Source organism: Kribbella solani (assembly GCF_014205295.1).
Classification (GTDB): Bacteria; Actinomycetota; Actinomycetes; order Propionibacteriales; family Kribbellaceae; genus Kribbella; species Kribbella solani.
This window is the reverse complement of the sequence record NZ_JACHNF010000001.1, coordinates 7,511,802-7,533,309: the sequence shown is the minus strand read 5'-3', so window position 1 is coordinate 7,533,309 and position 21,508 is coordinate 7,511,802. Positions and strand designations below refer to the sequence as shown.

The following is a 21,508-nucleotide window of genomic DNA, read 5'->3' as shown; positions in this document are numbered from 1 at the left end:
GATTTCAGTTAAATTGTTGCAACTCCATTACAGCCGATCAGCGGCCGAAACGCTTGGCGCTTTCCGGACATAAGGCTGATATCCACCCATCCGTGAGGCCTATGTGGAGGTGTTATGAGGAAGGGACGACGTCGTCCCGTCGTGGCCGTCGTGGCCACGCTGGTTGCCGGGAGCTGCATACTCGGCGGAGCCGCGGCGGCAAGCGGCGCACAACTCAACGGACCCAAGCCGTCGGCGGAACAGCCGGCCGGTGGCAAGGTGCCCGCCCGTACAGTTGCCGATAGCAAAGTCACCGGTGACGTCACGCTGATCACCGGCGATCGAGTCAGCCTGCGCGGTGACCAGCCGGCCAAGATCCGACCGGCCAAGGGCCGCGAGAAGGTCACGTTCATCGAGCGCAAGGAGGTCAACGGCGACCTGACCGTGGTGCCGATGGACGCGGACGCCGCCGTACGCTCCGGTGAGCTGGATCCGCGTCTGTTCAACGTCACGCAGCTGATCAAGCACGGGTTCGACGACCGGTCGCGGTCCGACATTCCGTTGATCGTGAGCGGTCCGGTCGCGCTGCGATCCGGCGCCGGCAAGTCCGTCAGCCTGCCGAGCATCGGCGGTACGGCGATCCGCATCGGCAAGAACGCGCCGTACTGGACGGGCGCCCGCAACGCGCTGCGGACGAAGTCCAAGTCCAAGCAGTGGATTCGCCTGGACGGACCGGTCCGCGCCTTTCTGGACAAGAGCGTTCCGCAGATCGGCGCGCCCGAGGCCTGGAAGAATGGTTTCACCGGCAAGGGCATCCAGGTCGCCGTACTGGACACCGGAATCGACACCACGCATCCCGACCTGAAGGACGCGGTCGCGGCAGCCAAGGACTTCACCGATTCGAGCAGCGGGACCATCGACAAGTTCGGTCACGGTACGCATGTGGCGTCGATCGTGACCGGCGAGAACGCCGTCTATCGTGGCGTGGCGCCGGACGCGAAGCTGCTCAACGGCAAGGTGCTCGACGACAACGGGTTCGGTTCCGAAGCGGGCATCATCGCCGGGATGGAATGGGCCGCGAAGGCCGGCGCCGAGGTCGTCAACATGAGCCTGGGCTCCGATTGGCCCAGTGACGGCACGGACGTCATGTCACTGGCCGTCAACCGGCTGACCAGCGAGACCGGCGCCCTGTTTGTCGTTGCTTCCGGCAACAGTGGTGGCATGCCGGGCAGCCCGGCCGCCGCCGATTCGGCGCTGACCGTCGGCGCGGTCGACCACGACGAGAACCTGGCCGACTTCTCCAGTCGCGGCCCGCGGTACCTGGACAACGCGATCAAACCCGACATCACCGCGCCAGGCGTCGGCATCGTCGCGGCGAAGGCAAAGGACAGTGTCCTCGGCCAGCAGGCCCCGAACGTCGGCAAGGACCACCTGGAGCTGTCCGGTACGTCGATGGCCGCTCCGCACGTCGCCGGTGCCGCGGCGATTCTGGCCCAGGAACACAAGGACTGGAAGGCCGGCGAGCTCAAGGCCACCTTGATGGGTACGGCGAAACCCAACCCGAAACTGTCCGTGTTCGAGCAGGGCGCCGGCCGGGTCGACGTGGCCGCGGTGACGAAATCGACGGTGCGCGCCTCGGTCGGCAGTATCAGCAACGGCATCGTCCGCTGGCCGCACCAGGACGACAAGCCGATCAGTCGCGAGGTCACCTACTCCAACTTCGGCTCGGCTCCGGTCACGCTGAACCTGGCCGCCCAGGTGAACGACCCGGACGGCAAGCCGGCGCCGGCGGAGATGTTCTCGGTCTCCCCTGCCTCGCTGACCATCCCGGCCGGCGGGAAGGCGACCGCGACGGTCACCACCAACACCGCCGTGGAGGGCACCGACGGCATCTACACCGGGGTGATCGCCGCTGGTGAGCTCCGGACGCCGATCACGGTCGACCGCGAGGTGGAGAGCTACGACGTCAAGGTGAACTTCGTCGGATTCGACGGGAAGCCCACCACGAACTATGGGTACCGGTTCGTGAGCATCGAGCATCCCACCGCCGTGCTGCCGGCGGAGGAGAGCGGGAGTACGACGACGTCCCGGCTGATCAAGGGTCAGCACTACTTCGAGGCCTATGTCGACGACGAAAAGCTCGGCAAGGCGGCGTACGCCGCCGAACCGTCGTTCACGGTCGACGGGCCCGGCGAGGTGACCGTCGACGCGCGCACCGGGGTGCCGGTCGGCTTCCAGGTCGACAAACCGGACGCCGTCACCTCGACGGCAGTGTTCGGGATGGCGCGGGACACCGTCTGGGGTGGCGACGAGTCGACCGGGGCCATCTATCTCAACAGCACCTTCGAGGGATCGACCGTGATTCCGAGCCGGACCAGCGCGGCGCCGGACGCGTTCCGGTTCCTGAAGGGGGCGGAGCTGGCGGCGCCGGCCAACTCGAGCTACCAGTACCACCTGGCGCGGGACGACCTCGGCCGGGTCCCGGCCAAGCTCGTGAGCCGGGTACGGGACAGGTCACTGGCTCGGGTGAAGGCGCAACATGCCGGCAGCAAGCCCGGTACGTACGGGATCCGGGAAGGTGTCACGCGGGCGCTGCCGTTCACGCTGGACGAGCTCTACACCCCGGGCAAGGCGTGGTACCCGGCGTTCGTCGAGTCCGAGAAGCCGGACGACGTCCGCGGGCTCGCGATGCAGGTGACGGCCGCGCCAGTCACATACCAGCTCGGCCGGACAACGACCACCCGCTGGGGATTCCCGGTGTTCGGCCCGGCCCTGCCTTCGTACAGGCGGAGTTATGACAGCGCCGGGCGGATCGGCGACGACCTGCACTTCGACATCCCGTTGCACACCGACTCGCGGGCCGGCGGCGCCGGGTTCGCGATCACCGAGGGAACCACCGTCCTCTCCAAGGACGGTCAAGTGATCGCGACCGAGACGTTCCCGGGCTACCTTGAGAGGGTCAGGGTTCCGGCCGGCGCGGGCACGTACCAGTTGCACATCGTCGGTACCCGGAACAACCCGTTGTCGTCGCGGATCGTCGCGGACTGGACCTTCCGCTCCGACAGCGTCACCGGTGACAAGCCGGCGCCGCTGCCGTTGCTGGCGGTCCGCTTCGCCCCACCGGCGAACGCTTCGGCGAAGGTCCCGACGCTGCTCCCGATCACCGTCGACCACAACGCCGGCAAGCAGGGCAAGGTCGACTCGCTGGCCGTCTCCCACGACGGCGGCGCGACCTGGCAGCCGGTCAAGGTCTACTCGGTGGGAGGCAGGACATTGGCGCTGATCAAGCACCCGGCCGGCGCCAAGTCCGTCTCGCTCAAGGCGACCGCATCCGATGCTGAAGGCAACAAAGTTGACCAGACGATCGTGAATGCGTTCCTGCTGAAGTAGCTGGGCGCGCGGCTGGGGTGTCGTCTCGCCACGACACCCCAGCCGTGCTTTTGCTTTGTGGGTGCTTTTGTTGCCCTCAGTCCGTCAGGCCGGTCATGCGCATGGTGATGTTGATCCGTCCGGTCGTCAGGCCGCAGCCCTCGGGGGCGGTGCGCGAGTGGACGCGGGTGACGCCGTGGTACGCGAGACGCGATGCTCCACCGAAGACGAAGAGGTCACCCGACCGCAACCTGACGTCGGTGTACGGCCTGCCGCGGTTCTCGGTATTGCCGAAACGGAACGTGCAGTCGTCCCCGATGGACAGTGACACCACCGGCGCGAGCGAACGCTCGTCCTTGTCCTGGTGCATCCCCATCCGCGCGGCGTCGTCGTAGTAGTTCACCAGCGCGGTGTCGGGGGCGTACGCGTCAACCTCCGCGCCGGAGTGCCCGGTCTCGCGGAGCGCACGCTGACCGAGGCGAACCATCCAATCCGGAAAAGGCAGCACCCGGGCACCGTTGACGTCGGTGGCGGCCCGTGTGTACTTGTACGGCTGCCAGTGCCAGCCCAGGCACACCGTGCGTACGGACATCTCATGCCCACGCACCTTCGCAGCCCGAATCGGCACCGGCCCGGCGACCCAGTTCCTGAACTCACCGACAATCCACACCTGCTCCTCGATCCCGAGCCACCCCGGAACCAGAACAGCCCCATCCCCAAGCCGGCTGGGCTCGTCATCCATCGGAAACAACGTCACAGCCCAAAGCCTCGTCCTCCGCCGAGCTCCCACCGGCTCCCGTCGCGGGTGACGCCCGCAATCCCCGACAGGTTGTGCAGTCCAACGAGGTCGAGTACGCGACGATCGGAAAGCGCACCGGAGAGCAGTGTTCGGGCGGGATCCCACGGCGTCGACCACAGCAGCCGCCGAGTCATCTGCGCCCACCCCAGCGGCGGACCGAACATGATCCACAGATCAGGATCAGCCGCCGCAAACCTAGTAGCCTGCCGAAGCCAAGACGCCGCCACCTCCGGCCAAGACAACTCCAGCACGGCCTCGCCTCCCTGCGCCTCCCAGCCATCCGCCAAGACCCTGACGGTATCGCGGACCCCGGCGTCACGCCCGAACCCGATCGCAATCGTTCTCGCCTGCCGACCACGCGCCAGCTCCACAAGCGCCGCCGACTCCCGAACCACGCCCGCCGACTCCCGGCCGTCGCCGGACAGCTCCACGCCGTCACCCGCCGCGTCCAGAGTGATCGTCTCCGGAGCGCCGATCCGCATCCGCAGCAGCGGACTGTCCAGGGATTCCATGGTCGCGCTTCATCCCTTCACACGCTCCGAACGGCTGTTCCTCCCATGAAACGCCACCACCGCGCCTTGTGTGAGGCTCGGTGGTGGCGCACTTCCTCGGTCGGCACTCAGTGCCGGTCGTTCAGGTCAGTTGCACAGCCCTGCGGGCATCGACGTGCGGCAGTTGTTGTCGAGGAAACGGTTTCCCGCGCCGAGGCCGTCCCAACGGAGGTCGGCCGGGCTGTTGCCGAACGCCTCGTTGTCGGCGACGGTGTTCCAGGCCGCATTGGCACCGTGGAACATGCCGGCTGACACCAGCACGATTCCGCCGGAGTTGAACTGCTTGCCGACGTTCCCAAGCACCGTGTTGTCACGCAGGACGTTCTTGGTGCCGCCCAGAACCAGCAGGCCACCGCCTTGCAGCGGCGGGTGCTCGGCGTTCGCGGCGCAGAAGTTGTTGTTCCGGTTCAGATCGTTGTCCCAGGCGGCCACGTTCCCGGCACCGCCGGCTTGCCCGTCGTCGAGGATCAGCAGACCCTGGCAATTGCCCCAGGACCTGTTGCCGAACACCTTCACGTACCGGGAGTGCCGGACGAACAGGCCGAGTTCGTTCCCGGTCGCATCGTTGTCGCGGACGATCGCGTTCGCCATCGCGGTATCGCCGACGTAGATACCGGCCTCGTTGTTGTTCCGTACCACGTTGTCGTACACCGCTCCGCCGACCGTGTTGAACCGGGCGATCCCGTAATCACCGTCGTGGATCGCGGTCACGTCGTGGACGACAAACCCCGAACCGCCGAACGCCACAATCCCCATCCCGTCGAAACCGCGCACCTGCAGATCCGAGATCTTCGTATCGAACACCCGGGTGACCACGTTCTGCGCCGCGTCCAGCTTCTTCGCGAACACGCAGAACGCGGCGCCGTGACCGCCGAGGAAGTCCGTCGTGCAAACGTTCTTCGGCAACTTCGCCGGCGGCATCAGGACGGTGCGGTTCCCCTCGCCGCGGATGGTGAGCCGGTCCTTCCGGATCAGCACGCTCTGCCGGTACGTTCCGGCGGCGAGAACGATCGTCGTCCCCGGCGCGGCCCGATCGACGGCCGCCTGGATCGACTGACCCGGATGCACCGTGATCGTGGCACCGGACGCCTGCGCCGGCACGGCGGCGAGTGACCCGAACACCACGGCCGGTACGGCGGCCAGCACAGCAAGTTTTCGTCGCATGACATTCCCCTCCCTGGATGCAGCAACCAATCCGCACGCTAGGCCTCAATCGCGACGCGCGGAACCCAGGGAGGGCACCAACAAACCCCACAACCTCTTACCACACGGGAATTCCATCCATTGATGACAAAACCATCATCAGCCGGTCATGCACTTCTCAGCTTGCTGAGAGGAGATCGGGCACTCGGCCTTGCCGATCAGGGCCGGCCGTAGATGCCGAAGGCGTCGAAGGCGATCCAGGAGCCGTTGTCCTTGAGGAGCTGGATCACGTTCTGGCCGGGCTTGAACAGGTCCTTGGGCAGCGGGCGTTCGAGGTACGACGGCTTCAGCGGCGAGTTCGGCAGCGTACTGTCGCTGATCGTCGAGCCCTTCGTCGCACCGGGCAAGAAGGTGAGCCGGTCGACCGTGGTGCCGTTGACGGACAGTACGGCCGAGCCGGGGATCTTCGCGTGGCTGTCGATCAGCCAGAGCGCGAGATCCAGGTCCTTCGCCGGCGCCTCGGGCAGGTCGAAGCGGAACAGCACCTGGTGGTTCTTGGAGCCGGCCCACTTGTCGGCCGGCCCCGGCATCAGGTAGCACCAGTCCTCGGTGGGCACCGACGTCGGGTACGTGTAGTCGACGTCGTTCGGGAACTTCACCGGGTACTGCGCGCTCTTGTTCGGCGTCAGCGCGAACTCGCCCTTCCCGTCGAAGCTTCCGACCCACGCGATCGGCGTACCAGACACTGTGACCGAGGTCTTGTTGGCCACGTCGGCTGCCGCGGAAGGTGCCGAAACATTGCCTGCGGCATCCACCGTGACGATCCGGTACGACCTGGTGACGCCGGTGAACCCAAGACCCCGATGTACGAAATGCGGGTACACCGTCTTGGCCAGCGGCGCCCAGGGCGAGCCCGCGGTCGAGACCTGGACGGCGTAGTGGTCGACGACTGTTGCCCAGGGCACCGGAGTCCAGCTGAGCGTGGCGGTGCCGATGTCGCCGGTGCCGCCGAGCCCCGTGATGGTAGGCGGGTTGGGCCTGCCTCGCCCCGCCGCGGTGTTCTCCGTCATCACAGAGCCTCCAATCGGGGCGCGCCGGCCGGTGTCCGGAATCGTGCCGCGACGGTCGCGACGGCATTCGCGTCGGCCTGGACGTACGGCACCTTGACGAACTCCGAGATCATCTCCGTCTCGGTGATTCGCGCGTACACATAACCGCGACGGGCGTTGTAGAACTTCATGTACGGATGAGCCATCCAGTCCTTGGCGTAGCCGTCGGTCTCGGCACCATCCCCGTCGGAGGCGATCGAGGAGCAGATCAACTCGACACCGATGGTCTTCGAGGCCGGGTCCGCGAAGTCGGCCTTCAGCTCGGAGGCGATGGCCCGGTGCACGTCACCGGTCAGGACGACCGTGTTCGAGGTCTCCCCCATCGCGGCCAGCAGCCGCTTGCGGTTGGCGGGATAACCGTCCCACTGCTCGGTCCGGTCGTCGGTGACAGCGGTGAACACGACGCCGTTGGCCAGGATGTTCCAGGTAGCCGGGGAGCCCTTCAGCCCGTCGTACAGCCATTGCTCCTGCGCCGCGCCGAGGATGGTGCGCGACTCACTGAGCCGGTCGGCTTCACTGGTCGGCACCGGATCCCGGTACTGGCGGCCGTCGAGCATGTTGATCCGGGCCAGTGTGCCGACGTCGAGCCGCCGGTAGAGCTGCAGATCGGGGCCTTCCGGCAGACTGTTCAGTGAGATCGGCAGGTTCTCGTAGAAGGCCCGGTACGCGACGGCGCGGCGGTACGGGAAGAGCTCGGGCGGGATGCCGTAGTACGAGGTGTTGTTGCCGTAGTTGTTCTGCACCTCGTGGTCGTCCCAGGTGAGCAGCCAGGGCGCGGCCGCATGAGCCGCCTGCAGATCGGGATCGGACTTGAACAAGCCGTAGCGCAACCGGTACTGCTCCAGGGTCTCGATCTCGACCGCGTGCTCCGGGCCGACCGTGACACCCTGTTTCCAGAGATTGCCGCCGGCAACGATTCCGTACTCGTAGATGTAGTCGCCGAGGAAGAACACTGCATCCAGGTCGGTACGCGCGGCCAGGTGCTTGTACGCCGAGAAGTAGCCGTGGTACCAGGCCTGGCACGACGCGGTCGCGAAGGAGAACGTCGTCCCCTGCTGCCCTGGCGCCGGGAACGTCTTGGCCCGGCCGATCGGGCTGACCTGGGCGCCGGCCCGGAACCGGTAGAAGTACTCGCGGCCGGGCTGCAGGCCGCGGACCTCGGGGTGTACCGAGTGCCCAAGCTCCGGCGACGCGATCGCCACGCCGGCGCGCACTACCCGGGTGAACCGCCGGTCCGTCGCCACTTGGTAGGTGACCGGCACGTCTTCTTTGCCCATCCCGCCGTGTCCGTCGAGCGCGCCCGGGTCCGGTGCGAGCCGGGTCCAGAGCACGAATCCGTCCGGCATCGGCTCACCGGAGGCCACGCCCAGCGCGAACACGCCGGCCGGGATCGGACGCCGGGGTTCGGTGACCGCGCTGGCCGGCGCGGCAACACCGAGCGAGACCGTCGCGGCGGTCAGACCACTGAGCTGCAGAAATCGCCGCCGATCGAGTTCTGGCGGTGGGGGTGCGGTCACGGGCGCTCTCCGTTCGATCGACGAGTTGCGCCGCATTCTTACGTAAGAAACCTTCGAAAGGTAGCCGTCAACCGAAATTCGCCGACTTCCCGGCGATCGGGCCGCACTCCGTTCAGCCGACGAAGGTGCGTAGTTCCTTGACGAGCGCGATGCTCGCGTCGTTCTCGACCCGGCGGGTGGAGACGCTTTCGACGTTGAAGCCGAACGGGACACCGTGGTCGTGGCAGTACGCCGACAAGGTACGGGCGATCGCGACACAATGGGCGTACGAGTCGGCGACCGGATCAGCGGAGTGCACCAGCTCGTTGCGCAGCCAGCGTGGAACCCGTACGCCCAGCCAGGCAAGGAATTCCAGCGTCTTCACCGAACCGCAGATCGACAGCGTGAACACCATCGGCACTGGTTCGAGGCCCTGCTCGCGGCACAGGTAGAGATAGTCCGAAGCGAGATCCATCGCGGCGCCGACGTCGTACACGACCTGGGTGACGAAGAACGAGCAGCCACTCTGCTGCTTACGGAGCAAACGGTGATGTTCGTCCTGCCGGGACGCGTGCCGCTCCGGGATCGTGACGCCTCCGAGCGGCAGCGTGGATTCGCCGCGCCGCCACAGGTCGTACGCGTCCGGCAGTGTGGTCTTGACGGGCGCGGTGCTGGTGGCCGCACCGACTAGCACCGTCCCGAGCCGGTCGGACGGCCGTCGTACCCACGAGTCCAGCTCAGCCGGCGCGTACTTGCCGACAGACCGGTACACGATCGCCGGACGGTCCCACCAGCTCAGATGGTCAGTCAGGAAGTCCGCCGGATCCATCGTCGGGCTGAACGGAAACGGCCGCTCGTCCGGAGTCCGCTCGGCCTCTTCGTCGATGTCGTAGAGGATCAACGCATCCACGTCGAGCGTTTCGAGCCGCCCCCTGGTCACCTCGACGAACCGATCACGCGCCGCCGCTTCCATCGACTGCCGCGGCGGCGTCATCCCGTAGAACAACAACCGCGTCCGCCGTCCCCCACCAAGAATCCCCGAAAGCTCAGGCTTGCTGTCCAATCATCTCTCCCACGCCGAACGCCCTGGCCCGCCACCGAACCAGCCACGCCCGCCAGCCTACTGACGGACAGCGCTCACGGCCTTCCACGGTCCGCCTGTCGGGAAGCGAGAACCTGACCGCGGCAGCAACCCCCTGCCCGGACCGTCCGGCTCCTTCCGGAGCACAAATGAAGGCCCTCTGACCAGTTCGCCTGATCAGAGGGCCTTCCAAGTAGCGGGGGCAGGATTTGAACCTGCGACCTCTGGGTTATGAGCCCAGCGAGCTACCGAGCTGCTCCACCCCGCGCCGCTTTCGTACGAGAACGAGTGTAGATGATCACCCCTGAGCAACCAACTCGCCCCTCAGTGCATCTCCAGGCCGGCGGTGACGTTGAGGTCGGTGCCGGTGATTGAGGCGGCGGCCGGGGAGGCGAGGTACGCGACGGCGGCGGCGACGTCTTCGGGTGGAACGAAGCGGCGGAGGGGAATGTCGGCGGTCAGTTTGGCGCGGAGGACCGTCGGGTCTTCGGCGAGGGTTTCGGCCTGGGCATCGATGACCCAGTCCAGGCGCGGGCCGGCGACGAAACCCGGGGAACGACGTTGACTCTGACGCCGTCCGGTCCGGCTTCGAGTGCGAGGGTGCGGGCAAGGCCGACGAGTGCGAGCTTGGATGCCGCGCACGGAGTACGCCCGGCCAGCGGCCGCTTCCCGGTCATCGAGCCGATCAGCACGGCGCTGCCGCTGCCACGCTCGATCATGCCTGGCATGAACTCGCGCAGGGTCAGGAACGTCCCGGTCACATTGACGTCGAACGTCTGCTCCCAGTCCGCAAGCTCCAACTCCCACAGTAATCCCGAAGGACCGCCGACTCCGCTGTTGCACACCACCACATCGGGTACGCCGAACCGCTCCCGAGTCTCGCGGCCGAACCGCCGTACCGACTGCTCGTCCGACACATCCACCGCGACGACATGACCTCGCCGTCCAAGAGTCTCGCGGTTTCCTTCAATGCATCGGTGTCGCGGCCGCCCAGTACGACCTCGGCACCATCGGCGGCGAGCCGTACCGCGATCGCTCGGCCGATGCCCCGCCCGGCGCCGGTCACTACCGCTTTCCCGGCTGCTTTCATGACTGCTTTCATGCCAGGGCCTCGGCCAGCCGGCGGTAGAGCGCATCTCGGCGTCCGACCAGGTCCGCCGCGTCGCTGCGGGAGTACTCGCGGAACCCGGCGCCGGCCTTCACACCCAGCCGGCCTGCATCGATCAGCTCTTGCAGGCGCTCGGGTACGGCGAAGCGGGGGCCGTACTCCGTTTGCAGAACCCCGAGGATCGCGTGGTAGACATCGAGACCTGCCATGTCGGCGATCGTGAACGGACCGTACGCCGGCAGCCGGAAACCAACCGTCCGCCGGATGACCGCGTCGACCTCCTCCGCCGTCGCGGTGCCGTCCTCGACGCACGCCAGCGCCTCGAGGAAGAGGGCGAGCTGCAGGCGGTTCGCGACGAAGCCGGCGCGGGGCGCGACCAGGATCGGCTCCTTGCCGCACGAGTGCAGGAAGGTGGTCAGGCGGTCGATCGATTCCTGGGCCGTCCGCGGGGTGGCGGCGACCTCGACGCCGGGGATCAGCTCGGCGGGATTGAAGAAGTGCGCGGCCAGGAAACGTTCGGGCGCCGCGACCGGCCCGGCCAGCTGGTCGAGCGGTAATGACGAGGTGTTGGTCGCGAGGACCGCAGCCGGGTCGAGATGCGCGTTGAGGTCCTTGAAGAGTTCATGCTTGACGCCGAGATCCTCCGGAACCGCCTCGATCACGATCTCGGCGCCGCGGACAGCATCACCGAGCACTCCGTACGCGGTGATCTTCAGCTCACCGTTGGCGGTGTATCGCGCGAAACGATCGCTCAGGGCGCGTACGCAACCCTCGAGCCGCTCCGGCTGATCGAAGACCGCGACCACATGCCCGGCCGCGGCGGCGGCGACCGCGATCCCTTGCCCCATGGTCCCGAGCCCGATGACGCTGACGGCGGTCATCTGCCACGCCCTTCCGCACTCGCCGAAGTTCCGTTGGCGCCAGCATAGTCTCTCTTCAGGATGAAAGATCTATCTCCGAAATCCGAGATGAATTCGCCACTTCCCCGGCGCGGGCCGCCGGCGCTCCCAGCACCGCGCTGTGAGCCGGCGGTACGCCGACCTTAAGGTGGACCGTGCCGTCCCCGGCCGGCGCGAAGGTGAAGCTGAAGAACGAGCAGCAACCCGTCTCCCGATCCGTCAGCTCACGCGCGGCCGCCTGCGCGCCGGCATCCAGTACCAGCAACAACCTCATTGCATCCCGCCACTCAACCGCACGCAGCGCAGTCGCGAACAACTGGTCAAACTCAGCAACCCGCAACGGCCACTCAACCGTCGGCAACGTACAAGCGGACGACACCCAGTCTTCATTCGCACTCATCCCCGACGCTGAGCCCGTACCCGAGTACCGAATGCAAGTGCCGAACGACTTGATCCCGTGGTGAATGGCGAAAGCCCACTGACTGGCATTTCGCCAAGTCAGTGGGCTTTTCCTGGTAGCGGGGGCAGGATTTGAACCTGCGACCTCTGGGTTATGAGCCCAGCGAGCTACCGAGCTGCTCCACCCCGCGTCGTTGTGTCTTTAGCTTAGAGGATTTGGGCTGAGCAACCAAATCGGCTCCCGGGACCGGGTGATCGCGCTTCGAGGAGCGGGTTGTCCACAGGTTTCGGAATCGTCCGTCCGCGGGTGGGGTGATCGCTGCATCTTCTTGGGCAGGAAGGTGTCTCGCAGCAGGCGGGGCGCCGCGGTTCCCAGGAGGCAGCCATGTCGTGTTCATCGCTTCGTTCCCGAGTCGTGCCGTCTGCTCGTCGTATCGTGACCGGAAGCACGGTCGTCCTCGCCTCGCTAGGTCTGTCGGCGGCCGTCCCCGCGTCGGCGCACGAGGTCACGGCAGCGTCGGCCTACGCGGCGGCACCTCCATCGACCGAGCAAAGGGCTGACACCTTGGACGGCTTCGTGATCGGGCACCTACCCGAAGGCATCGGCAGACCGAGCGACTTCGAGTACGAGTGGGGCGACGTTTCATTCCACAGCCGGGTCTGGGAGACCGGTCCGGACGCGGAAGGCGCGTACAAGGTCGACCTGACCGTGAAGACGCTGCGCGGCGAGCGGCTGACCGATCTCGAGGCGCTGAACAAGTTCCTGATCGAGTATGAGGAGAAGGAGCCGGGCAGTTGGCAGTTGACGCCGGTCAAGGTCGGTGGGTACGACGGTCTGTTCGCCGGCGACGAGGTGTTCTACTTCATCGAGCCGGGTGTCGCCGCCGAGGTGACAGTCGACCCCGAACGCTTCACGGACGAGGACGTGTTGGACACCGCGGCCGAGTTCCGCCCGGAGTCGAAAACCTGATGCCGTAGGCAACGGAGCCCTGATGCCGTAGGCAACGGAACGGGGCGGCGACGCCGACTGTTGTCGGTGTCGCCGCCCCGGGAAGCCGCGTGGGTCAGCCGGTCGGTGAGCTCGGCGGACTCGACGGATTCGGCGTCGTTGTCGCGGATGGCTTCGCAGGTGTCGGAGTCGGAGTGACCGCGGCACCGGCAGCGGCGGCCCTGTCGATCGCCTGCTTCATCTTGTCCACCTGCGCCTGGTACTCGGCGAGGTTGCCGTTCTTCAGGGCGGTCTGCGCCGCCGTGTACGCGGCTTCGGCCTCGGCCAGCGCCTGCTTCACGGTCTGGTTCGCCTGCTGCGCCGGCGGCGTCTTGGTTCCCGGTGGTTGTTCGCCGGTGTCGACGCTGGTGTTGAAGACCTTGGTCAGGGCTTCCTGCAGCGAGGACCCGTAGGCGACCCGATCACCGAAGGACACCAGGACGTACCGGAGGACGGGATAACTACCCGGTCCACTGGTCCGCACCGAGTACACCGGCTGGACGTAGAGCAGACCTCCACCGAGCGGCAGCGTCAGCAAGTTCCCGAACTGGGCTCTTGCGCCGCTGTTCGGCTGGTTGATCGGCAGCAACGCCTGTCTGATGCCTTCGTCGGTCTGGAACTTGTTGTAGACCTGCCCCGGACCAGGTATCTGCAGGTTGCCCGGCAATCGCAGAATCCGGAACTTGCCGTAATCCGGTGACGTGGCCTCGGAATCCACTGCCATGAACGCAGTGAGGTTCTCCCGTTCACCGTTCGGTACGTAGACGGACGTCAACGAGAACTTCGGGTCGGACTGACCCGGCATCCGCAACGAGAGATAGAAGGGAGGCTGCGGGATATGCGTCGAGGAGTCACCGGAGGAGACCGCGGTCGGGTCGTCCGGAACACGCCACAGATCGCTGTTCTGGTACCAGGTGTCCGAGTCCTGGACGTGGTACTTGGCGAGCATGTCGCGCTGCACCTTGAACATGTCCTCCGGGTAGCGGAGGTGCGCCATCAGGTCCGGCGAGATGTCCGACTTCGGCTTGACGGTTCCGGGGAAGGCCTTCATCCAGGTCTTCAGCACCGGGTCGGAGTCGTCCCACGCGTACAGCTGGACCGAACCGTCGTACGCGTTCACGACGGCCTTGACCGAGTTGCGGATGTAGTTGATTTTCTCGCTCGGCTGCTGGGCGATCGTGCCGCGGCCCGTGGTGGTGTCCCGGGTGCTGACGTCCAGCGCGACCTTTTCGGAGTACGGGTAGTTGTCCGAGGTGGTGTAGCCGTCGACGATCCAGACCACCTGACCGTCGACGATCGCCGGGTACGGGTCACCGTCCGGCGTCAGCCACGGCGCCGCCTTCTCGACCCGCTCGCGCGGGGTACGGTCGTAGAGGATCTTCGAGTCCGGGTTGACCCGGCTGGAGAGCAGCAGGTTCGCGTCGCGGAACTTGGTGGCGTAGAGCAACCGGTTGAAGAACGACCCGACCGGCACGCCGCCCTTGCCCTCGTAGGTGTTCAGCGTCGGGTCGCCGCCGGACTTGCCCTCCGGAGTGTCGAGCTCGACCGGCTGTGCACCCTTCGGAGCGCCGACGATCGAGTAGTCCGGGGACTGCTCGCCGAAGTAGATCCGCGGTTCGTACTTGCCGAGCTGCCCGGTCGGTGGCAGGTCCTTCTCGGTCCAGACCGGCGTACCGTCGGCGGCGCGCTGGTTGCCGTTCGCGGCCACCACGCCGTAACCGTGGGTGTAGACGGTGTGGTCGTTGTTCCAGTTGCGCTGACCGGCCGGCAGCCGGTCGACCTGCACCTCACGGACGGCGATGACCGTGTCGTTGACCTTGCCGTTGATCCTGTACCGGTCGACGTCCAGATCGGTCGGGAACGAGTAGAACCCGCGGACCTGCTGAAGCTGCTCGAAGGTCGGGCCGACCACGCTCGGGTCGATCAGCCGGATACCGGGCAGCACCTCGGTGTCCTGCAACAGCTCGGCCGGAGTCGCGGTCGTCTTGGCCTGATAGTCGGTGACATCGGCCTGTTCGAGTCCGTACGCCTGCCGCGTCGCCTCGATGTTCTTCGTGATGTACGGGCCTTCACGCACCGGCTCGCTCGGCCGTACGCGCAACTGCTGGAGTGCCGCCGGCCAGAGCGCGCCGAGGAGGATCGCCGACAGGATCAGCACCACCGTGCCGACACCGGGCAGCAGCCAGGTCCGGCGGACCACATTGGCGAAGAACAGGACAGCACACAGGACCGCGATGACCGCCAGGATCTCCTTGCTGGGCAGGATCGCGTTGTCACCCGTGTAGGAGATACCGGTGAAGAGTCTGCCGTCGGAAGTGGTGAGTCCGAAACGGTCCAGCCAGTAGCTGAAGGCCTTCAGCAGTACGAGCAGGCCCAGCAGCACGGAGAACTGCACCTGCGCGGCGCCGGAGGCCTTCTGCCCCTTCGCGGACGGGCGGAATCCCCCGTACAAGTAGTGGGTGATGATCGCCGCGACCAGCGACAGGAGGACGATCGAGTAGCCGAAGCCGAGCAGCACCCGCAGCCACGGGTAGTCGAAGACGAAGAACGAGATGTCCTTGTTGAAGTGCTTGTCGGTGACACCGAACGGGGTCCGGTTGCGCCAGGCCAGGAAGACCTTCCACTCCCCCGACGCGGCCGAACCGCCGAAGACCAGCATCAGGGTGGCGATCACGCCGACCGCGATCTTCCCGTGCTGCTGCAGCAGATCGCCGTACCGCTCGAACCCTGGGCTGGGCGACGGCGCGAGCGCGACCCGCGGCCGGGTGCGGAACGCGACGATGATGTTCGCGACGACGGCTGCCGCCATCACCAGTCCGACGACGGCGAACAGCAGCACCCGGGTGCCGAGCACGGTGCTGAACACCGAGCCGAGGTCAACCGAGCGGTACCAGAGCCGCTGAGTCCAGACATCGGTGAAAACGCTGAAGAGGATGAGCAGGACGATCAGCGTGGCGATCGTCGGCAGCAGCGCCCGTGGACGGCCGCCCGTTCGCCGCGCCCGGCGGGGCGGCTCCTCCGGCATGTCGTAGACGCCGTCGCTCATGGTCGCTTCTCCTCATCGTCGCTGATGCCGTCGACCCCCGAACCCGCGGCCGGCCGGCTGCCGACCGAGGGTTCGAATGTCAATGACAGTACTTGGCACAGCGTGGGGACCAAGTCGGCGCCGCTGAGCACGGCGCTGTCCTCGTCGTGTTCGCGCAACCGGACGGCGCCGAAGCGGGCGCCCTCGCGCAGCACCGCGGCGACCATCCGGACCTCGTGCCGGCGCGGATCGCTGCCGGCCAGCCGGGCCAGCTCGGAGCCGGACTCGGCGTTCGACAGGCCGGCCTCGGACGCGGCCGGCAGGACGATCCGTTCGATCGCCAGCGCGCAGCCGGCCACTCCGTCCGGCCACTCGATCCGGCCGAGTGCATCGGCCAGGTTGTCGTCCTCGAGGCCACCGGGAAGCTCACCCTGGGCGACCGGGGTCAGCGGCTGGGAGGCGTCTTCCGCTCCCAGCTCGGCGGCCAGCTGTGGTTCGGCGCGGAGCAGTTCTTCGGTGGGGACCAGCGCGAACAGCTGCGCCGGCTGGTCCCAGCCCGCACCGCTCACGTGCTTCTCGATCTCGATCACCGCGCGACTGAGCGCGTCGGGCGGCAGCGTGGCTACGGAATCCATGCCGGCAGATCTTCCCTTCGGCGGGCCGGTGCGTACGGGTGACTCATGGGTTGCACGACGGGACGACTCCCTTGCCGCTGACGAGGGCCTGCAAGGCGCTGATCGCCTCGGTCAGCGTGGTGATCTTCACCAGCTGGATGCCACTCACGCCGGCGTGCAGCGCGGCTTCACAGTTCGGCGCCGGGACCAGGAACACCGTGGCGCCGTCGTTCCTGGCGCCGGCGATCTTCTGCTGGATGCCACCGATCGCGCCGACCTGCCCGAGCGCGTCGATGGTGCCGGTACCGGCCACGTGCTTTCCGCCGAGCAGGGCGCCCGGGGTCAGCTTGTCGTAGATGGCCAGCGCGAACGCGGTGCCCGCGCTCGGGCCGCCGATGTCCTGGCCGAGATTGACCGTGACCTTCACCTGCGACTCGACGCCGATCGTGATCCCGACCATCGGGCGGGTCTCGTCGCCTGGGGTGGCAGCGGTCTTCAGCACCACGGTCTGCTCGGCGGTGCCGCGCCGGATCAGGAAGACGACGTTCTGCCCGACCTTGTGCTTGCGGACCAGCTCACCGACCTGCGGGACCTGTGTCACCGGGTGACCGTCGACCGCGAGCACGATGTCGCCGGGCTTGAGCTTGCCCTCCGCGGGCGTCTTGTCCGCGACCGTCGACACCTTGGTGTGGAACGGAACCTTCGCCGCCTGCAGCGCGGCCGCGACCGCGCTGTCCTGCGAACCGGTCATTTCGGCGGTGTTCTGCTGCTCGACCTGGTCAGCGCTCTGGCTCGGCGGATAGATGATGTCCCGCGGGAACAGGTCGTGGTGCGGGTCCAGCCAGTTGCGCATCGCCTGCGGCAGGGTCAGTTCGCGGTTCGGCGAGGTGACCGAAACGGTGGTCAGGTCGAGCTGGCCCGACGTCGGGAAGGTCTCGTGCCCGGTGACCTCGATCACCGGCTTGCCCTTCGCCGATCCCAGCGTGTCCTTCACCGGTCCTGGGCTGAACGACACGAACGGCACCGGGAACGCGGTGACCAGCCCGAGCGAGGCGACCAGTACGACGATCGAGGTGACCAAAGTGGCGGTACGACGTGTCACGAACCCTGCCCTGCGATCTCGGTGGTGCCCGAGCCGGAGCCACGGACCTCGGTCGGAAGTACCGGCTCGCCCGCGACGGCCCGCGCGGCGGCCTCAGCGGCGAGCGGCTGGTTACCCGGCTGCTTGCCATCCTGCTTGCTTGCCTGCTTGCTGCCGGTCGTGACCTGCGGACCGCGGATCTCGGTGCTGAACCCGCCGCCGGCAGTCTGCTGGGTACGCGCGTCCGCGGGAGCCTGCTGATGAACACGACGACCGAACCCGCGGCGGCGTTCCGGCGTGGCACTCGGACCCGGCGCGGCCAGTGCCGCGTTGAACCGGCGGAACTCGTCGACCGACGCGAAGGGACCACCGGACCGGCGCGGTTCACGGTTGCGCCACCCACGCCACGCCGCCCAGCACATCGCCAGCAGCGTGGCGGCCAGCGGGAACGCCAGCCACGCCAAAACCTTCATCCGGCCACCTTCATGCGCCCAGCGTACGGGTCAGTGCGCGCCGACCCACTCGCTGCCACCGTCGGTGAAGTGCTGGTGTTTCCAAATCGGGACCTCGGCCTTGAGCTCGTCGATCAACTGCCGGCAGGCCGCGAAGGCGACATCCCGGTGTGCCGCGGCCACCGCCACGATTACCGCCGCGTCCCCGATTTCCAGGTCCCCGGTCCGGTGTACCGCCGCCAGCGCGGTCACCGCAGGGTCGTCGCAGATCCGCTGCGCGACCTTCCGCAGGTGCTCCAGCGCGTCCGGGTGCGCCTCGTACCCGAGCCGGTCGACGGGCTTGTCCTGATCGTGATCGCGCACGGTTCCGATGAAAAGCGCGGTCCCGCCCGCGGCAGGGTCGGAGACGGCAGCCAGCACCTCGTCGCTGGACAGGACACCGTCTCGAATGTCCAGCAGCCTGATCGCGTCGCTCATCCGTCCCTCATTCCCGCCGGACCCCCGCAGTCACGTGCCCACCTTCGCATCCCCGATCGTCCAATTCTCCCTCTCCCACACCCGGCACCCCACATCCCCTCCTCTTTACCGGCTCCGGTGGCGGTTTCCCGGAGGTGCGCTGATGCCTCCCAAGTACCGTTCCGGCCGAGCGGTTCGGGGTACGCGTCGACCGGTCTTCCGGCGACCGCTGCGGTGCGTGCTGCCGCGTGTACCGGGAGAGACTGTTGCCTTCGCCACCTACCGGCCGGCGCCGTACCGCACTCAGCCCGCGGCGAACAGGAACCATTGATGCGTTCGCCGGGGGCGGAACTGATCGGCGGAACCAGTACGTTGGAGTTGTACGCCCCACCCGCACAGGAAGGTCCTCCGATGAGCGACGAACCGGACAACCCGTTCAAGGGAACGCCGTTCGAGGCCATGTTCCAGCAGTTCTCCGGTGCGGCCGGCGCGGGCGGCACCCCGGACCTGAACGCGATCTTCGCGCAGGTCCAGCAGTTGCTGAGCGGTTCCACCGACGGCAAGCCGGTGAACTGGGATCTGGCGAAGGACATCGCCCGCAAGACCGTCTCGACCGCGGGCGACCGGTCGATGACCCAGACCGACAGCGATCGGGTCGCGGACGCGGTGCGACTCGCGGAGCACTGGCTGGACCAGGCGACCACGCTGCCCGAGGTGTCCGCGACGTCCGCGGCCTGGAGCCGGGCGGAGTGGGTCGAGAACACGCTGCCGGTGTGGCAGACGATCGTCGACCCGGTGGCCGAGCATGTCGCGGGCGCGATGGGCAACGCGCTGCCGGCCGAGGCGCAGCAGTTCGCCGGGCCGATGGCCGGGATGTTGCGGCAGCTGGGCGGCTCCGTCTTCGGGGCGCAGGTCGGCCAAGCGCTCGGTGAGCTGGCCGGCGAGGTCGTGAGTTCGTCCGACATCGGACTGCCGCTCGGGCCGACCGGCCAGGCGATCCTGCTGCCGGACAACATCGCGAAGTTCGCCGAAGGGCTCGGGCTGACCGACGAGGACGTCCGGCTGTACTTGGCGCTGCGCGAGGTGGCGCATCAGCGGCTGTACGCCGGGGTGCCGTGGTTGCGGCAGCACCTGCTCGCCGCGGTTGCCGACTACGCGGCCGGGATCGAGGTCGACACCGGCAAGATCGAGCGCGCGATGGCCGACATCGACCCGCAGAACCCGGAAGCCATGCAGGAAGCGCTCGCCGGTGGCCTGTTCGAGCCTGAGGATTCCGCACAGCAGAAGGCGGCGCTCGTACGCCTCGAAACCACGCTGGCCCTGGTCGAAGGCTGGGTCGACGACGTCGTACGCCAGGCGACCAAGGACAGAATGCCGGCCGCCGTACAGCTGGCCGAAACGGTCCGGCGCCGGCGGGCGGCCGGTGGTCCTGCCGAGCAGACGTTCGCCACTTTGGTGGGTCTGCAGCTCCGGCCCCGCCGCCTCCGCGACGCCGCGAACCTGTGGGCAGCCGTCCGCGACTCCCGCGGCACCGAAGGCCGCGACACGCTCTGGTCGCACCCCGACCTGATGCCCAGCACCTCGGACCTGGACGACCCGATCGGCTTCGCGCAGCACGCCGGCGAACTCGCCGACATCGACATCACCGACTTCCTCGACCCCAAACCCACCGACGACCCCAAGGACGACACCGGCAAACCCCCCACCGAGTAATACGGGCCAGAATCACGTCGGACGCAGGACACCCTGCACCTGCCTGAGGCAAACACCCGAGGCGGGTACGTACGAGCCAGAACCGCGTGACACGGACCTGGGCGACTGAGAGTCCTTGGCGGGTGCGGTCGGGCGAGCACGTGTGAGGCGGGAACCGACGTACGAGCGCGTGGCGCCGGGGCTCGGGTGGTGAGGCGGGTGGCCACGACGTACGAGCCCGTGGCGCGCGTGGCGCCGGGACTCCGGTGGTGAGGCGAGTGGCGACGACGTACGAGCGCGTGACGCCCAGACTCCGGTGGTGAGGCGAGTGGCGACGACGTACGAGCGCGTGACGCCCAGACTCCGGTGGTGAGGCGAGTGGCGACGACGTACGAGCGCGTGACGCCCAGACTCCGGTGGTGAGGCGGGTGGCGACGACGTGCGGGCGCGTGACCGCCGGGCGGGTGAGTGGGAGGCCTGGGTGGGTGTGGTTGAGCGGGATGAGTGGGTTCGGGTGAAGGGCAGGACTGTGGCGGCGGGGGCGGGCCGGGTGAGGGCTACCCACGTGCGCGTGGTTGAGCGGGATGAGTGGATGCGGGTGCAGGGCAGGGCCGTGGCGGCGGGGGGGTGGGTGAGGGGGACCCGGGTGGGTTTTGGTGGTGGGGGGCGGGGAGACTTGGTGGGTGCTTCTTGAGGATGCGGTTGGGGTTTTGCGGGGGTGGCGGGCGCCTGATGGTGAGCAGGAGGGGCTGCGGGTGCACTATCTGCGGCACCTCGCCGAGCATTCGGATGGGATGTGGAGGAGCTGCCGGCCGGAGCACCTCACCGCCAGTGCGCTCGTGGTTGACGGGTCGGGTACGCGGACGTTGCTCACCCTTCACAAGACCGTCGGGCGCTGGCTGCAACTGGGCGGGCACTGCGAGCCGGGCGACCGTACGCTCGCCGGTGCGGCTCTCCGGGAAGCGACTGAAGAGTCGGGGCTGAGCGATCTTACGGTCTCGCCGCAGCCTCTCCAGCTGTCTCGCCACTTGCTCGAAGGTGGTGGGTGCGCGGGGGCGTATCACTTGGACGTTCAGTTCCTGATCACCGCGACGGCGGACACCGAGCACACCATCAGCGACGAATCCGACGATCTTGCGTGGTTCCCGTTCAGTGCGCTCCCCGGCGACCTGGACGCCTCCGTGAAGCAGCTGACCACCCGAGCCCGGCTGGCCCTTTCACACCCAAAGCCCTGACCCAAACACCAGGCCCCGGGTCGTACAGAACC

18 protein-coding genes, 2 tRNA genes and 1 pseudogene are annotated in these 21,508 nt (G+C 67.5%); 4 read left to right on the top strand and 17 right to left on the bottom strand.

From position 1 onward, the window contains the following. Nucleotides 1-114: 114 nt before the first annotated feature. On the top strand, nucleotides 115-3,369 hold the full coding sequence (locus tag HDA44_RS34995; RefSeq protein ID WP_184841906.1) for a S8 family serine peptidase: 3,255 nt from the start codon (nucleotides 115-117) through the stop codon (nucleotides 3,367-3,369). Nucleotides 3,370-3,445: 76 nt separating this feature from the next. On the opposite strand, the gene HDA44_RS34990 is transcribed toward HDA44_RS34995, so the two are convergent. The 12 genes and pseudogenes from HDA44_RS34990 to HDA44_RS34940 all read right to left on the bottom strand — a co-directional run bounded on the left by HDA44_RS34990 (nucleotide 3,446) and on the right by HDA44_RS34940 (nucleotide 12,124). Further along, nucleotides 3,446-4,090: an alpha-ketoglutarate-dependent dioxygenase AlkB gene (locus HDA44_RS34990; protein ID WP_184841903.1), complete on the bottom strand. Its 645-nt coding sequence runs from the start codon at nucleotides 4,088-4,090 to the stop codon at nucleotides 3,446-3,448. A gap of 11 nt (nucleotides 4,091-4,101) precedes the next feature. Then, the gene (locus HDA44_RS34985; protein WP_184841899.1) at nucleotides 4,102-4,659 is read right to left on the bottom strand and encodes a type 1 periplasmic-binding domain-containing protein; all 558 of its coding nucleotides are present in this window, start codon (nucleotides 4,657-4,659) and stop codon (nucleotides 4,102-4,104) included. 126 nt (nucleotides 4,660-4,785) lie between these two features. After that, nucleotides 4,786-5,862: a right-handed parallel beta-helix repeat-containing protein gene (locus HDA44_RS34980; protein ID WP_184841897.1), complete on the bottom strand. Its 1,077-nt coding sequence runs from the start codon at nucleotides 5,860-5,862 to the stop codon at nucleotides 4,786-4,788. A gap of 197 nt (nucleotides 5,863-6,059) precedes the next feature. Beyond that, a complete protein-coding gene (locus HDA44_RS34975) occupies nucleotides 6,060-6,911 on the bottom strand; it encodes a polysaccharide lyase family protein (protein ID WP_184841896.1) in 852 nt (283 codons plus the stop codon). Then, nucleotides 6,911-8,467 (bottom strand): alkaline phosphatase D family protein, encoded by a 1,557-nt coding sequence (locus tag HDA44_RS34970; RefSeq protein WP_337906772.1) that lies wholly within the window; start codon nucleotides 8,465-8,467, stop codon nucleotides 6,911-6,913. The genes HDA44_RS34975 and HDA44_RS34970 overlap by 1 nt, the downstream gene beginning before the upstream one ends. 112 nt (nucleotides 8,468-8,579) lie before the next feature. After that, nucleotides 8,580-9,509 (bottom strand): methylenetetrahydrofolate reductase, encoded by a 930-nt coding sequence (locus tag HDA44_RS34965; RefSeq protein ID WP_238352622.1) that lies wholly within the window; start codon nucleotides 9,507-9,509, stop codon nucleotides 8,580-8,582. Nucleotides 9,510-9,721: 212 nt separating this feature from the next. Beyond that, nucleotides 9,722-9,795, bottom strand: a tRNA-Met gene (locus HDA44_RS34960). Nucleotides 9,796-9,851: 56 nt separating this feature from the next. Further along, nucleotides 9,852-9,977, bottom strand: a complete 126-nt coding sequence (locus tag HDA44_RS39060; protein WP_420488560.1) for an SDR family oxidoreductase — start codon at nucleotides 9,975-9,977, stop codon at nucleotides 9,852-9,854. Between the two features lie 8 nt (nucleotides 9,978-9,985). Continuing rightward, a pseudogene (locus HDA44_RS34955) lies at nucleotides 9,986-10,617 on the bottom strand (SDR family NAD(P)-dependent oxidoreductase). Nucleotides 10,618-10,625: 8 nt separating this feature from the next. After that, the gene (locus tag HDA44_RS34950; protein WP_184841893.1) at nucleotides 10,626-11,516 is read right to left on the bottom strand and encodes a 3-hydroxyacyl-CoA dehydrogenase family protein; all 891 of its coding nucleotides are present in this window, start codon (nucleotides 11,514-11,516) and stop codon (nucleotides 10,626-10,628) included. Between the two features lie 55 nt (nucleotides 11,517-11,571). Then, a complete protein-coding gene (locus tag HDA44_RS34945; RefSeq protein ID WP_238352621.1) occupies nucleotides 11,572-11,895 on the bottom strand; it encodes a hypothetical protein in 324 nt (107 codons plus the stop codon). Between the two features lie 152 nt (nucleotides 11,896-12,047). Continuing rightward, nucleotides 12,048-12,124 (bottom strand) — tRNA-Met (locus HDA44_RS34940). A 245-nt stretch (nucleotides 12,125-12,369) separates the two neighbouring features. Here HDA44_RS34940 and HDA44_RS34935 point away from each other — a divergent pair. After that, nucleotides 12,370-12,903, top strand: a complete 534-nt coding sequence (locus tag HDA44_RS34935; RefSeq protein WP_337906771.1) for a hypothetical protein — start codon at nucleotides 12,370-12,372, stop codon at nucleotides 12,901-12,903. Between the two features lie 94 nt (nucleotides 12,904-12,997). On the opposite strand, the gene HDA44_RS34930 is transcribed toward HDA44_RS34935, so the two are convergent. The 5 genes from HDA44_RS34930 to HDA44_RS34910 are packed head-to-tail and all read right to left on the bottom strand — an operon-like array spanning nucleotide 12,998 to nucleotide 18,570. Next, a complete protein-coding gene (locus tag HDA44_RS34930) occupies nucleotides 12,998-15,967 on the bottom strand; it encodes a UPF0182 family membrane protein (protein ID WP_184841889.1) in 2,970 nt (989 codons plus the stop codon). Then, a complete protein-coding gene (locus HDA44_RS34925; protein ID WP_202887735.1) occupies nucleotides 15,964-16,581 on the bottom strand; it encodes a PPA1309 family protein in 618 nt (205 codons plus the stop codon). The genes HDA44_RS34930 and HDA44_RS34925 overlap by 4 nt, the downstream gene beginning before the upstream one ends. 43 nt (nucleotides 16,582-16,624) lie before the next feature. Then, nucleotides 16,625-17,662 (bottom strand): PDZ domain-containing protein, encoded by a 1,038-nt coding sequence (locus tag HDA44_RS34920; protein ID WP_184841887.1) that lies wholly within the window; start codon nucleotides 17,660-17,662, stop codon nucleotides 16,625-16,627. After that, on the bottom strand, nucleotides 17,659-18,114 hold the full coding sequence (locus HDA44_RS37805; protein WP_238352620.1) for a hypothetical protein: 456 nt from the start codon (nucleotides 18,112-18,114) through the stop codon (nucleotides 17,659-17,661). Before HDA44_RS37805 ends, HDA44_RS34920 begins: the two co-directional genes overlap by 4 nt. 30 nt (nucleotides 18,115-18,144) lie before the next feature. Further along, nucleotides 18,145-18,570: a molybdenum cofactor biosynthesis protein MoaE gene (locus tag HDA44_RS34910; RefSeq protein WP_184841885.1), complete on the bottom strand. Its 426-nt coding sequence runs from the start codon at nucleotides 18,568-18,570 to the stop codon at nucleotides 18,145-18,147. Nucleotides 18,571-18,960: 390 nt separating this feature from the next. Between HDA44_RS34910 and HDA44_RS34905 the strand changes: the two genes are divergently transcribed. Beyond that, nucleotides 18,961-20,262, top strand: a complete 1,302-nt coding sequence (locus tag HDA44_RS34905; RefSeq protein WP_184841883.1) for a zinc-dependent metalloprotease — start codon at nucleotides 18,961-18,963, stop codon at nucleotides 20,260-20,262. A 662-nt stretch (nucleotides 20,263-20,924) separates the two neighbouring features. Then, on the top strand, nucleotides 20,925-21,476 hold the full coding sequence (locus HDA44_RS34900) for an NUDIX hydrolase (RefSeq protein WP_337906770.1): 552 nt from the start codon (nucleotides 20,925-20,927) through the stop codon (nucleotides 21,474-21,476). The last annotated feature ends 32 nt before the right edge of the window (nucleotides 21,477-21,508 follow it).

Bases quoted from the DNA above. Each gene is read 5' to 3' on its own strand.
- HDA44_RS34995 (WP_184841906.1), top strand. From the start codon at position 115: ATGAGGAAGGGACGACGTCGTCCCGTCGTGGCCGTCGTGGCCACGCTG.
- HDA44_RS34990 (WP_184841903.1), bottom strand. From the start codon at position 4,090: ATGGATGACGAGCCCAGCCGGCTTGGGGATGGGGCTGTTCTGGTTCCG.
- HDA44_RS34985 (WP_184841899.1), bottom strand. From the start codon at position 4,659: ATGGAATCCCTGGACAGTCCGCTGCTGCGGATGCGGATCGGCGCTCCG.
- HDA44_RS34980 (WP_184841897.1), bottom strand. From the start codon at position 5,862: ATGCGACGAAAACTTGCTGTGCTGGCCGCCGTACCGGCCGTGGTGTTC.
- HDA44_RS34975 (WP_184841896.1), bottom strand. From the start codon at position 6,911: ATGACGGAGAACACCGCGGCGGGGCGAGGCAGGCCCAACCCGCCTACC.
- HDA44_RS34950 (WP_184841893.1), bottom strand. From the start codon at position 11,516: ATGACCGCCGTCAGCGTCATCGGGCTCGGGACCATGGGGCAAGGGATC.
- HDA44_RS34930 (WP_184841889.1), bottom strand. From the start codon at position 15,967: ATGAGCGACGGCGTCTACGACATGCCGGAGGAGCCGCCCCGCCGGGCG.
- HDA44_RS34925 (WP_202887735.1), bottom strand. From the start codon at position 16,581: ATGGATTCCGTAGCCACGCTGCCGCCCGACGCGCTCAGTCGCGCGGTG.
- HDA44_RS37805 (WP_238352620.1), bottom strand. From the start codon at position 18,114: ATGAAGGTTTTGGCGTGGCTGGCGTTCCCGCTGGCCGCCACGCTGCTG.
- HDA44_RS34910 (WP_184841885.1), bottom strand. From the start codon at position 18,570: ATGAGCGACGCGATCAGGCTGCTGGACATTCGAGACGGTGTCCTGTCC.
- HDA44_RS34905 (WP_184841883.1), top strand. From the start codon at position 18,961: ATGAGCGACGAACCGGACAACCCGTTCAAGGGAACGCCGTTCGAGGCC.